Genomic DNA, 12,782 nt, shown 5'->3' with positions numbered 1-12,782 from the left:
TTACCGACGACGCTGAATGAAATCCCGAATCCGTTCAGCCGCTTCCACGCACTCGGCCAGCGGTGCGACCAGCGCCAGGCGTACGCGGCCAGCCCCAGGGTTGACGCCATCCACTTCCCGCGACAGGTACGAACCTGGGACCACGGTGACGTGTTCTTCAACGAACAGGTCGCGGCAGAACGCGGCATCGTCGCCATTCACATTTGGCCACAGGTAGAAGCCACCGTCGGGACTTTGTACATCCAGCACCGGCTTGAGGATGGTCAGCACGGCTTCGAATTTCTCGCGATACAGGTCACGGTTGGCCAGTACGTGCGCTTCGTCCTGCCAGGCGGCAATGCTCGCCAGTTGGGTTTGCACCGGCATCGCGCAGCCGTGGTAGGTGCGGTACAGCAGGAAGGCCTTGAGGATCTCGGCATCACCGGCCACGAAACCAGAGCGCAGACCCGGCAAGTTGGAGCGTTTGGACAAGCTGTGGAATACCACGCAGCGCTTGAAATCCTGGCGACCCAATTCAACACAGGCGCTCAACAAACCCGGCGGCGGGGTTTGTTCGTCAAAGTACAGCTCGCTGTAGCACTCGTCGGCGGCGATGACGAAGTCATGTTCGTCGGCCAGGGCGATCAGTTTTTTCAGGGTCTCAACCGGGATCAGTGCGCCGGTCGGGTTGCCGGGGGAGCACAGGAACAGGATCTGGCAGCGTTTCCAGATGTCTGGTGTCACGGCGTCGAAGTCCGGGTTGAAGCCGTTCTCATCCAGGCATGGCAGGTAGTGCGGCTTGGCACCGGCAAGGAACGCGGCGCCTTCGTAGATCTGGTAGAAGGGGTTCGGGCTGACCACCAGTGCATCGTCGCCACGGTTGACTACGGTCTGAGTGAAGGCGAACAGTGCTTCGCGGGTGCCGTTGACCGGCAGGATATTGCGCGCTGGGTCAAGCCATCCCTTGGGCACGTTGAAGCGACGTTCACACCAGGCGCCAATAGCCTCTCGCAGTGCCGGGATGCCCAGGGTGGTGGGGTACACCGCCATCTGATCAAGGTTGCTGCTCAGTGCCTCGGCCACGAACGTGGGCGATTTGTGCTTGGGTTCACCAATGGACAGGGCAATCGGGCGCTTGTCCGGGTTGGGTGTGACGCTGCCCAGCAGGGCGCGCAATTTCTCGAACGGGTAGGGCTGCAACTGGTTCAGGGCGTTGTTCATGAGACTCTCGTTCAATTCATTGGTAATGCGGTCTGTCGGGCGCTGCAGGTCCAACTGTGGGAGGGGGCTTGCTCCCGATTAAGGTGTGTCAGTCAGCTAATAGGTTTCTGATCCGCTGCTTTTGGGGGTAAGCCCTCTCCCATATAAGCCCCGTTCAAAACGTCAGGCGCGTCAGCTCTACACCGGGCTCTTGGGTCACGCTCAACTGCTGGACGATAGCCTCCTGCAAACGGCGGCACAGTTCCGGGTCGGACAGCGGCTGGTTGTCGGCGTCGGTAATAAAGAACACGTCTTCCACGCGCTCGCCCAGGGTCGCAATCTTGGCATTTTGTAATGACAGGTCGAACTCCAGGAAAATCCCGCCGATCCGTGCCAGCAGGCCTGGGCGATCCGGTGCGCTGAGTTCCAGCACCGTCACTGGGCGCTGCGCATCGTTGGAGATGGTCACCTGGGGCGCAAAGGCAAAGTGCTTCAGTTGGCGCGGCACCCGGCGCTGGATGATCGTTGGATAGTCGTCCGGGTTACGCAGGGCTTCGGTGAGGCCTTCGCGGATCTTTTTCACCCGCGTCGGGTTGTCGCCGATGGACTCGCCTTCGGTATCGAGCACGATGTAGGTGTCGAGGGTGAACTGGCTGCTGGAAGTGATCACCCGGGCATCGTGGATGTTCAGATTGAGCTGGTCCATGGCCGCTACCGTCACGGCAAAGAAGTCGTGCTGGTCGGGCGCGTAGATGAAGATCTGCGTGCCGCCTTCGAATTCGCGCTGGGTGGTTTCCTTGATCAGCACCAGCGGGCCGCCATCGGCGGGCTGCTGCAGGATCGCGTCAGTGTGCCAGGCCACATCGCCGGCGGTGTGGCGCAAGAAGTAATCGTCACCCAGTTGCGACCACAGTTGCTCGACGTCATCCGGATCGTTGCCGCCGCGCACCAGGATATCCAGGGCCGCGCTTTGGGTGCGGCGGATCTGCTCCTCGCGGTCAACCGGGTTTTCCAGACCTCGGCGCAGGGCGCGCTTGGTCTCTGTGTACAGTTGGCGCAACAGACTGGCGCGCCACGAGTTCCACAGTGTCGGGTTGGTGGCGTTGATGTCGGAAACGGTCAACACGTAGAGGTAGTCGAGGCGGGTTTCATCGCCGATAGCTTGCGCGAAATCGTGGATCACCTGCGGGTCGGACAAGTCCTTGCGCTGTGCGGTGGTCGACATCACGAGGTGGTTCTGCACCAGCCAGACGATCAGGCGGCTATCCCATTGCGGCAACTGGTGGCGCTGACAGAAGGCTGCGGCGTCGACCGCGCCGACTTCCGAGTGGTCGCCATGCCGGCCCTTGCCGATGTCGTGGTACAGGCCGGCCAGGTAGATCAGCTCCGGCTTGGGCAGCTTGGCCATAAGCTTACTGGCCAGCGGGAATTTCTCTGACACCTGGGTGTACTGCAACTTACGCAGGTGCTTGATCAGATTAAGGGTGTGCGCATCCACTGTATAAATGTGGAACAGGTCGTGCTGCATCTGCCCGACGATAAAGCCGAACTCCGGCAGGTAGCGCCCCAGGATGCCGTAGCGGTTCATGCGGCGCAGGTTGCGGTGGATACCGATCTTGCACTTGAACAGCTCGATAAACAGGCTGGTGTTGCGGATGTCGTTGCGAAAATCATCGTCGATCAAGTGACGGTTTTCCCGCAGCAGGCGGATAGTATCCGCGCGCACGCCTTTTATTTCCGGCTGCTGGGCCATCAATACGAAGATTTCCAGCATGGCGAATGGGGTGCGGCGGAACACGTTGTCGTTGCGCGCCTCAATATAGCCGTCGTGCAGTTGGAAACGCGCATTGATCGGCTGCGGCGGCGCCTCATCCTCGGGGGCCAGGATCACTTCTTCGAAGTGCTGGATGATCAGGTCGCTGAGCTGGGCGATGCTCATGACCACCCGGTAGTACTGCTGCATGAAGCTTTCGATGCTGGTCTTCGCGTCCTCGCCTTCAAAGCCCAGCAGCGTGGCGATGGAGCGCTGGTGATCGAACAGCAGGCGGTCTTCGGAGCGCCCGGCGAGCATGTGCAGGGCGTAGCGCACTTTCCAGATGAATTCCTGGGACGAGGCCAGCAGGGCGTTTTCGCTCTCTACCAAAAAACCTTCGCCGGCCAGGGCGCGCAGGTTAAGCGTGCCGTACTGGCGACGGGCGACCCACAAAATCGTCTGGATGTCGCGCAACCCGCCGGGCGAGCCTTTGACGTTGGGCTCCAGGTTGTATTCGGTGTCGTTGTACTTGTGGTGCCGGGCTTTCTGCTCGGCGCGTTTGGCCAGGAAGAAGTCCTTGCTCGGCCACATATGCGCGGTGCTGGTGACTTCCAGCATCCGCTGGCGCAAGCGCTCTGGGCCGGCGATGGTGCGGCTTTCCATCAGGTTGGTAATGACGGTGAGGTCGGCACGGGCCTCTTGGGCGCACTCGTCCACCGAGCGCACGCTCTGGCCGACTTCCAGGCCAATGTCCCACAGCAGTGTCAGAAAACGCTCGATGGAATCGCGAAAGATCTCATGATCGGCGCTGTCCAGCAGGATCAGCAGATCAATATCGGAGTAGGGGTGGAGTTCGCCACGGCCATAGCCGCCAACGGCCACCAGGGCGATGTCGGCGTCTTCGCTCCAGTTGAACTGTTCCCAGGCCTTTTGAAGGATGTTGTCGACGAACCAGGCACGGTCCTCGATCAGCCGGCGGATGTCGCGGCCGCTACGAAAGCGCTCGTCGAGCACTTCGCGGGCCTGGCGGATCGCCTTCTTGAAGGCGGCGATGGGGCTTGCCTTCAGGGCCAATTCGGCCTGGAACTGGCCACGGTCGAAGAGTTCGGGATCCACCTGGGGCATCGATCGGCTTTCCTTTCTATCTATCAGTCAGTCACAACACGCTTTGGGAAAACCTGGGCAACCTTCAGGCTGAAACGCGTGGGATCGTATCGTCGGCGCGCAGTGTGAAGATCTCGTAGCCGGTTTCGGTGACCAGTAGGGTGTGTTCCCACTGCGCCGAAAGCTTGCGGTCCTTGGTAATGGCGGTCCAGCCGTCGCCCAGCACCTTGGTGTCGGCTTTGCCCTGGTTGATCATCGGCTCGATGGTAAAGGTCATGCCTGCCTTGAGCTCCATGCCGGTGCCGGCGCGGCCGTAGTGCAGGATCTGTGGCTCTTCATGGAACACGGTGCCGATGCCGTGGCCGCAGAAATCACGTACCACCGAGAAGCCGTTCTTTTCAGCGTGCTTCTGGATCACTTCACCGATATCGCCCAGGCGGCAGCCGGGTTTGACGATTTCGATCGCCTTGTACATGCATTCCTGGGTGACTTGGGACAGGCGTTCGGCCCAGACCGGCACGGTGCCGACGTGGAACATGCGGCTGGTATCGCCGAAGTAGCGATCCTTGATCACGGTGACGTCGATGTTCAGGGTGTCGCCGTCCTTTAGGGGTTTGTCGCACGGAATACCGTGGCAGACCACATGGTTGATCGACGTGCAGATTGACTTGGGGAAGCCCTTGTAATTCAACGGCGCAGGAATGGCACCCTGCACATTGACGATATAGTCATGGCAGATCTGGTTGAGGGTGTCCGTGGTGACGCCCGGCTTGACGTGCTCGGCAATCATTTCCAGCACGTCGGCAGCCAGTTTGCCGGCAATGCGCATGCCGGCAATGTCTTCGGCGGTTTTCAAACTAACGGTCATACAGGCTCTCTCTAGCGCGAAGCGCTGAAATCAATACGGTTTACGGGCGCGCGACAAAAGGTTACAGAATTCGCAAAAGCCCCAAAAAACGCGATTCTAACAGACGCGGGCGGCAAATCATGAGCCCCTGACGATCGCTTCTCTCTATAAGGTGGGGCTATATCCGCTCTATTCAAAGGGTTGCGCATAAGCCGCGCACGCCAAATGTGATTGCGGGTTTCGTTTTCGCCCTTCGTGTGGTATAAAATGCGCCGCTTTCCGGGGATGCCCCGAAGAGCTTAAATCCACACACGTGTCGACACGATGACCTGGGTGCCGGAGGCCTTGATGCCGCTGGTTGGTCATTGGGATACGTGGAGGCCAAACCCGACTTATTAAGGAACTATCATGTCCCAAGTCAATATGCGCGATATGCTGAAGGCCGGTGTGCACTTCGGTCACCAGACCCGTTACTGGAACCCGAAAATGGGTAAATACATTTTCGGCGCGCGTAACAAGATCCACATCATCAACCTTGAAAAAACCCTGCCAATGTTCAACGAAGCTCTGACTTTCGTAGAGCGTCTGGCCCAGGGCAAAAACAAGATTCTGTTCGTCGGCACCAAGCGTTCCGCTGGCAAGATCGTTGCTGAAGAAGCAGCACGTTGCGGTTCGCCGTACGTCGATCACCGCTGGTTGGGCGGCATGCTGACCAACTTCAAAACCATCCGTGCTTCCATCAAGCGTCTGCGTGACCTTGAAGTGCAAGCCGAAGACGGTACTTTCGCCAAGCTGACCAAGAAAGAAGCGCTGATGCGCTCCCGTGACCTGGAAAAGCTCGATCGTTCCCTGGGTGGTATCAAGGACATGGGTGGTCTGCCTGACGCACTGTTCGTTATCGACGTTGATCACGAGCGCATCGCGATCACCGAAGCCAACAAGCTGGGCATCCCTGTTATCGGCGTAGTCGATACCAACAGCAGCCCGGAAGGCGTTGACTACATCATCCCAGGCAACGATGACGCAATCCGCGCTATCCAGCTGTACATGGGTTCGATGGCTGACGCTGTAATCCGTGGTCGTAACCACGTTGCTGGTGGTACCGAGCAGTTCGTTGAAGAAGCTCCGGTAGCCGCAGCTGAGTAATTGACGCCCTGGCGTTGACTCAGTAAGCAAAAAGGGGGCTTGGCCCCCTTTTTGCCCCCTCGAAAACCATTTGTGCGCAGCGCAGCTACATCATCTGTAACGTGCAGCGGCCTACAAGGGTGGTTCGGGAAGAATTGATCCCCCGTTCGATCGGGTGGAATGGTTGAAAACCTATCCAAGAGGAATTTGAAAATGGCAGCAATTACTGCAGCGTTGGTTAAAGAACTGCGTGAGCGTACCGGCGAAGGCATGATGGATTGCAAGAAAGCCCTGGAAAAGGCTGACGGCGACATCGAAAAAGCAATTGATGACATGCGTGCTTCCGGCGCAATCAAGGCTGCCAAGAAAGCAGGCAACGTGGCTGCTGAAGGCGCTATCGCTCTGAAAGAAGACGGCAAATCTGCTGTTCTGCTGGAAGTGAACTCGCAGACCGACTTCCTGGCTCTGCAAGACGACTTCAAGGCATTTGTTGCTGCCAGCGTTGATAAAGCGTTCGACGACAAACTGACTGACGTCGCTCCGCTGATCGAAGCACAAGAAGCTGCACGCCTGGTACTGGTCGGCAAAGTTGGCGAAAACGTCAACATCCGTCGCCTGGTACGCGTTGAAGGTGACGTTGTTGGTGGTTACCTGCACGGCAACAAGATCGGTGTTGCAGTTGTCCTGAAGGGCGGCAACGTTGAGCTGGCTAAAGACATCGCTATGCACGTAGCGGCCAGCAACCCAGAGTTCCTGCTGCCTTCGGAAGTTTCTGCCGAAGCGATCGAGCGCGAAAAGGCTGTGTTCCTGCAGCTGAACGAAGAAAAAATCAAAGGCAAGCCAGAAAACATTGTTGAAAATATGGTCAAAGGCCGTATTAGCAAGTTCCTGGCCGAAGCAAGCCTGGTTGAGCAGGCGTTCGTTAAGAACCCTGAAATCAAGGTTGGCGAACTGGCTAAGAAAGCCGGTGCTGAAATCGTTTCCTTCACTTACTTCAAAGTAGGCGACGGTATCGAGAAGCCGGTCGACAACTTCGCTGAAGAAGTTGCTGCCCAGCTGGCTGCCGCCAAGCAATAAGACAGTTTTCGACTGTCGCCCGAAAGAGGCTGCCCGCTCACGCGCGCAGCCTCTTTTCAAATGGGCAGGCCGAATTAATTTGGCTTACCCTCGGAACTGGCTTACAAAGCCGTGTTCCGATGGCGCTGTGAGAGCGTCCAGCTAGAGTGAACGCAAGCCGTAAACGGCTCGCCAAGAATTTTTAAAAAATACGCCGCAGGAGAGATTCGCAATGGCTCAGCAGGGCAGTGGTTATCAGGCTCGCTATAAACGCATTCTACTCAAGCTCAGCGGCGAGGCCCTGATGGGCTCGGAAGAGTTCGGGATCGATCCCAAGGTGCTCGACCGCATGGCGCTGGAAGTCGGCCAACTGGTTGGCATCGGCGTGCAAGTCGGCTTGGTGATCGGCGGCGGTAACCTGTTCCGTGGCGCGGCGCTGAGTGCGGCCGGTATGGATCGGGTCACTGGCGACCACATGGGCATGCTGGCCACTGTGATGAACGCCCTGGCGATGCGTGATGCCCTGGAGCGTGCCAATATCTCGGCTATCGTGATGTCGGCTATTTCCATGGTGGGTGTGACCGATCACTATGATCGTCGCAAAGCCATGCGCCATTTGAACTCAAAAGAAGTGGTGATCTTCGCCGCTGGTACCGGTAACCCATTCTTTACCACTGATTCGGCGGCGTGCCTGCGTGCCATCGAAATCGACGCTGACGTGGTTTTGAAGGCAACCAAGGTAGACGGTGTGTACACCGCAGACCCATTCAAAGACCCGCATGCCGAGAAGTTCGATCATCTGACCTACGATGAAGTGCTGGATCGCAAGCTGGGTGTCATGGACCTGACGGCTATTTGCCTGTGCCGCGACCACAAGATGCCGCTGCGCGTATTTAATATGAACAAGCCCGGCGCCCTGCTGAATATCGTACACGGCGGCGCGGAAGGGACTCTGATCGAGGAAGGCCAACAATGATCAATGAAATCAAGAAAGACGCCCAAGCGCGTATGCAGAAATCCCTGGAATCTTTGAGCCATGCATTCGGCCAGATTCGTACTGGCAAGGCGCACCCGAGTATTCTGGGCAGCGTGATGGTGCCTTACTACGGCGCTGACACTCCGCTGAGCGGCGTGGCAAACGTTACCGTTAAAGATTCGCGCACCCTGCAAGTCGTGGCTTTCGAGCGCAACATGCTCGCTGCGGTCGACAAGGCGATTCAGAGTGCCGGCTTGAACCTCAATCCGACCAACCTTGGCGAACTGCTGCTGATCTCCATGCCTGCCTTGACCGAAGAAACCCGCAAGGGCTTCACCAAGCAGGCACGTAGCGCGGCTGAAGATGCACGCGTTGCTGTGCGCAACATCCGTCGTGATGCCCTGGGTGACCTGAAGAAACTGGTTAAGGACAAGGAGATCAGCGAAGACGAAGAGCGTCGTGCCGTCGCTGATATCGACAAGCTGACCAAAGATGCCGAGGCCCAGATCACCAAGGCCACGGAAGAAAAAGAAAAGGACCTGATGGCCGTATAAGGGTCAGGACGCCTTCATGGAAAAGACCAAGCAGACTTTACCCTCTTTGGTGCCGCGCCATGTCGCGATCATCATGGATGGAAATAATCGCTGGGCGAAGAAACGCTTTATGCCGGGTGTCGCCGGGCATAAAGCGGGTGTCGATGCGGTGCGGGCTGTGATTGAGGTGTGTGCCGAGGCCAAGGTCGAGGTGTTGACCTTGTTCGCCTTCTCCAGTGAGAACTGGCAGCGGCCCGCCGAAGAAGTCAGCGCCTTGATGGATCTGTTCTTCAAGGCGTTGCGTCGTGAGGCGAAGCGCCTTAATGACAACAATATCAGTCTGCGCATCATCGGTGATCGCTCGCGATTCCACCCGGAGCTGCAGGCGGCCATGCGCGAGGCGGAGGCCATCACGGCTGGCGCCAACCGTTTTGTGCTACAGATCGCAGCCAATTACGGCGGCCAGTGGGATATCGCCCAGGCTGCACAGCGGCTGGCTCGCGAAGTGCAAGCCGGTCATCTTCGACCGGACGACATCACGCCTGAACTGTTGCAAACCTGCCTGGTGACCGGTGATCTGCCATTGCCTGACTTGTGCATCCGTACCGGCGGTGAACATCGCATCAGCAATTTCCTGCTGTGGCAGTTGGCCTACACCGAGCTGTACTTCTCCGACCTGTTCTGGCCGGACTTCAAACACGATGCCATGCGTACTGCGCTGGCCGATTTCGCTTCCCGCCAGCGTCGCTTCGGTAAAACGAGTGAGCAGGTCGAAGCTGGAGCCCGGGTTTAAATGCTTAAACAACGAATCATCACAGCGCTCATCCTGTTGCCGATCGCCTTATGTGGGTTTTTCCTGCTCGATGGGTCCGGTTTTGCCCTATTTATCGGGCTGGTCGTAACCTTGGGCGCCTGGGAATGGGCACGATTGGCAGGTTTCAACGCGCAATTGCCGCGCTTGGTGTATGCCGCTGTCGTAGCGGTGTTACTGTTTCTGATGCACACCCTGTCGAGCATCATCGTGCCTTGGGTGCTGGGTGCTGCGGTGCTGTGGTGGGCGCTTGCGACCTATCTGGTGTTGACGTTTCCGCGCAGCAGTGGTCATTGGTCCAGTGTTGCCAGCAAGTTGGTGATTGGCTTATTGATTCTGTTGCCAGCCTGGCAAGGGTTAGTGGAGATCAAGAACTCGCCGATGGGCAATTGGCTGATCATGGCGGTGATGGTGCTGGTGTGGGGCGCAGATATCGGCGCCTACTTCTCGGGACGGGCATTCGGTAAGCGCAAGCTGGCACCGGCAGTCAGTCCGGGCAAGAGTTGGGAAGGGGTTTACGGCGGCCTGGCATTGACCCTGCTGATCACTTTGGTGGTCGGTGTGGTGCGGGATTGGTCAGTAACGGACATCTTCCTGGCTCTTCTGGGTACGGCTATCGTCGTGTTCATCTCGGTCGTGGGCGACCTCACTGAAAGCATGTTTAAGCGCCAGGCCGGGGTCAAGGACAGCAGTAATCTGCTGCCAGGGCACGGTGGGGTGCTGGACCGTATTGATAGCCTTACCGCTGCTATTCCGATCTTTGCCGTGCTGTTGTGGATGACTGCTTCGTGAGCCGTCTGCAGCAAGTAACCGTGTTGGGCGCAACCGGCTCGGTAGGGTTGAGCACCCTCGATGTGATCGCTCGTCACCCTGATCGCTATCAAGTGTTTGCCCTGACGGGATTCACCCGTCTGAGCGAGCTGCTGGCGCTGTGTGTGCGTCATGCGCCTCGCTTTGCTGTGGTGCCTGAAGCAGCGGCAGCGCAGGGCCTGCAGGATGACCTGCGGGCTGCCGGACTTGCCACGCAGGTGCTGGTAGGCGAGTCGGGATTGTGTCAGGTCTCGGCCGATGCCGAGGTGGACACTGTAGTCGCCGCTATTGTCGGTGCCGCCGGCTTACGCCCAACCTTGGCTGCCGTCGACGCGGGCAAAAAAATCCTGCTGGCCAATAAAGAAGCGCTGGTGATGTCTGGCGCGCTCTTTATGCAGGCGGTGCGTAAAAGCGGTGCGGTGCTGTTGCCGTTAGACAGTGAGCACAACGCAATCTTTCAGTGCATGCCCGGAGACTATGCTCGTGGCTTGAGTCAGGTAGGCGTTCGTCGGATTCTGCTGACCGCTTCCGGTGGGCCTTTCCGGCAAACTCCGTTGGTAGAGCTGGAGCATGTGTCTCCGGATCAAGCATGCGCCCATCCGAACTGGTCCATGGGCCGCAAAATCTCCGTGGATTCGGCAAGCATGATGAACAAGGGCCTGGAATTGATCGAGGCCTGCTGGTTGTTCGATGCGCGGCCGGATCAGGTCGAGGTGGTTATTCACCCGCAAAGCGTGATTCATTCCTTGGTCGACTACGTGGATGGTTCAGTCTTGGCCCAATTGGGCAATCCCGATATGCGTACGCCGATCGCTAATGCCCTGGCGTGGCCGGAGCGGATTGATTCCGGCGTGGCGCCACTCGACCTGTTTGCAGTTGCTCGCCTGGATTTTGAAGTGCCGGACGAACAGCGCTTTCCTTGTCTGCGCTTGGCGCGGCAGGCGGCGGAGGCGGGTAACAGTGCGCCAGCGATGCTCAATGCGGCCAATGAGGTGGCCGTGGCGGCGTTTCTCGAACGGCGCATCCGCTTTCCGCAGATCGCGAGTATTATCGAGGACGTTTTGAGTCTTGAGCCTGTGGTGGCTGTAAATGACCTCGGGGCGGTATTTGAGGCAGATACCAAGGCGCGGACCTTGGCCGAGCAATGGTTGAGCCGCAACACGCGTTAGTCTGTGGGCGCGCTTGAGCCTTCGGGTACTGGATTGGATTGCGGAGAAATTAGATGAGTGCGCTTTACATGATTGTCGGCACCCTGGTTGCTCTGGGTGTGCTGGTCACCTTCCACGAATTCGGCCACTTCTGGGTGGCGCGTCGTTGCGGCGTCAAGGTACTGCGTTTTTCCGTCGGTTTCGGCATGCCGCTGGTTCGCTGGCACGACCGTCGTGGCACCGAGTTTGTGATTGCGGCCATCCCGTTGGGTGGCTACGTCAAGATGCTCGATGAGCGCGAAGGCGAAGTGCCGGCTGATCAGTTGGACCAATCCTTTAATCGCAAGACTGTTCGTCAGCGTATCGCTATCGTTGCCGCTGGTCCGATCGCCAACTTCCTGCTGGCGATGCTGTTCTTCTGGGTGTTGGCCATGCTGGGCAGCCAGCAGGTGCGTCCAGTTATCGGCGCGGTTGAGGCGGACAGTATCGCTGCCAAGGCTGGCCTGGTCGCTGGCCAGGAAATTGTGTCTATTGATGGCGAACCGACAACGGGTTGGGGGGCGGTCAATTTGCAGTTGGTGCGTCGCTTGGGTGAAAGCGGCACTGTTAATGTTGTGGTGCGTGAGCAGGACTCCAGCGCCGAAATCCCGCGGTCGTTGGCCTTGGATCATTGGCTCAAAGGCGCTGATGAGCCTGATCCGATCAAGTCCTTGGGTATTCGTCCGTGGCGTCCGGCACTGCCGCCGGTCCTTGCCGAGCTGGATCCGAAGGGGCCAGCCCAGGCTGCAGGTCTGAAAACCGGCGATCGTCTGTTGGCCCTCGATGGCCAGGCGCTGGGTGAATGGCAGCAAGTGGTCGATCTCGTTCGTGTACGCCCTGATACCAAAATTGTGCTGAAAATTGAGCGCGACGGTGCTCAAATCGACGTTCCCGTTACTCTGGCGGTGCGTGGCGAAGCCAAGGCAGCCGGGGGGTACTTGGGTGCTGGCGTCAAGAGTCCGGAGTGGCCGCCATCAATGGTGCGCGAGGTCAGCTTCGGGCCGTTGGCGGCGATTGGCGAGGGTGCAAAACGCACCTGGACCATGAGCGTACTGACCCTGGAATCCCTCAAGAAAATGTTGTTCGGCGAGCTCTCGGTAAAAAACTTGAGTGGACCGATAACCATTGCTAAAGTGGCGGGCGCTTCTGCCCAGTCGGGTGTCGCGGATTTCCTGAATTTCCTGGCTTATCTGAGTATTAGCCTGGGTGTTCTGAATTTGCTGCCCATTCCTGTACTGGATGGGGGGCATCTGTTGTTTTATCTGGTCGAGTGGGTGCGTGGTCGCCCCTTGTCAGATCGAGTGCAGGGTTGGGGGATACAGATCGGTATCAGTTTGGTTGTCGGGGTGATGTTATTAGCCTTGGTCAACGATCTGGGTCGACTGTAACGCTTCGCTGAAT

The 12,782-nt window shown here is 58.2% G+C and carries 11 protein-coding genes; 8 read left to right on the top strand and 3 right to left on the bottom strand.

The window, feature by feature from the left end; translation table 11 throughout:
* From dapC to map, 3 genes are all read right to left on the bottom strand, one after another.
* On the bottom strand, positions 1-1,200 hold the full coding sequence (gene dapC, locus ACVWXD_RS18430; RefSeq protein ID WP_099601271.1) for a succinyldiaminopimelate transaminase: 1,200 nt from the start codon (positions 1,198-1,200) through the stop codon (positions 1-3).
* Between the two features lie 154 nt (positions 1,201-1,354).
* On the bottom strand, positions 1,355-4,057 hold the full coding sequence (locus ACVWXD_RS18425; protein WP_032891658.1) for a [protein-PII] uridylyltransferase: 2,703 nt from the start codon (positions 4,055-4,057) through the stop codon (positions 1,355-1,357).
* Positions 4,058-4,121: 64 nt separating this feature from the next.
* Positions 4,122-4,904 carry a type I methionyl aminopeptidase gene (gene map, locus ACVWXD_RS18420; protein WP_032891656.1) on the bottom strand — a complete coding sequence of 261 codons (783 nt, stop codon included), beginning with the start codon at positions 4,902-4,904 and terminating at the stop codon, positions 4,122-4,124.
* Positions 4,905-5,291: 387 nt separating this feature from the next.
* Between map and rpsB the strand changes: the two genes are divergently transcribed.
* From rpsB to rseP, 8 genes are all read left to right on the top strand, one after another.
* Positions 5,292-6,029: a 30S ribosomal protein S2 gene (gene rpsB / locus ACVWXD_RS18415; protein WP_003189158.1), complete on the top strand. Its 738-nt coding sequence runs from the start codon at positions 5,292-5,294 to the stop codon at positions 6,027-6,029.
* Positions 6,030-6,221: 192 nt separating this feature from the next.
* The gene (gene tsf / locus ACVWXD_RS18410) at positions 6,222-7,085 is read left to right on the top strand and encodes a translation elongation factor Ts (RefSeq protein ID WP_032891654.1); all 864 of its coding nucleotides are present in this window, start codon (positions 6,222-6,224) and stop codon (positions 7,083-7,085) included.
* 211 nt (positions 7,086-7,296) lie between these two features.
* Positions 7,297-8,040: a UMP kinase gene (gene pyrH, locus ACVWXD_RS18405; RefSeq protein ID WP_003189161.1), complete on the top strand. Its 744-nt coding sequence runs from the start codon at positions 7,297-7,299 to the stop codon at positions 8,038-8,040.
* A complete protein-coding gene (frr, locus tag ACVWXD_RS18400) occupies positions 8,037-8,594 on the top strand; it encodes a ribosome recycling factor (RefSeq protein ID WP_016974404.1) in 558 nt (185 codons plus the stop codon). The genes pyrH and frr overlap by 4 nt, the downstream gene beginning before the upstream one ends.
* 16 nt (positions 8,595-8,610) lie before the next feature.
* A complete protein-coding gene (uppS, locus tag ACVWXD_RS18395) occupies positions 8,611-9,366 on the top strand; it encodes a polyprenyl diphosphate synthase (protein WP_401384671.1) in 756 nt (251 codons plus the stop codon).
* Positions 9,367-10,176 (top strand): phosphatidate cytidylyltransferase, encoded by an 810-nt coding sequence (locus ACVWXD_RS18390; protein ID WP_032891652.1) that lies wholly within the window; start codon positions 9,367-9,369, stop codon positions 10,174-10,176.
* Positions 10,173-11,363: a 1-deoxy-D-xylulose-5-phosphate reductoisomerase gene (ispC, locus tag ACVWXD_RS18385; protein WP_457371240.1), complete on the top strand. Its 1,191-nt coding sequence runs from the start codon at positions 10,173-10,175 to the stop codon at positions 11,361-11,363. Before ACVWXD_RS18390 ends, ispC begins: the two co-directional genes overlap by 4 nt.
* Before the next feature lie 53 nt (positions 11,364-11,416).
* Positions 11,417-12,769 (top strand): sigma E protease regulator RseP, encoded by a 1,353-nt coding sequence (gene rseP / locus ACVWXD_RS18380; RefSeq protein WP_095184008.1) that lies wholly within the window; start codon positions 11,417-11,419, stop codon positions 12,767-12,769.
* Positions 12,770-12,782 lie beyond the last annotated feature (13 nt).

The sequence above is a fragment of the Pseudomonas sp. TE3911 genome, assembly GCF_054062775.1.
Note: the sequence above shows the minus strand (reverse complement) of the source record. Positions and strands in the feature narration are given on the sequence as shown.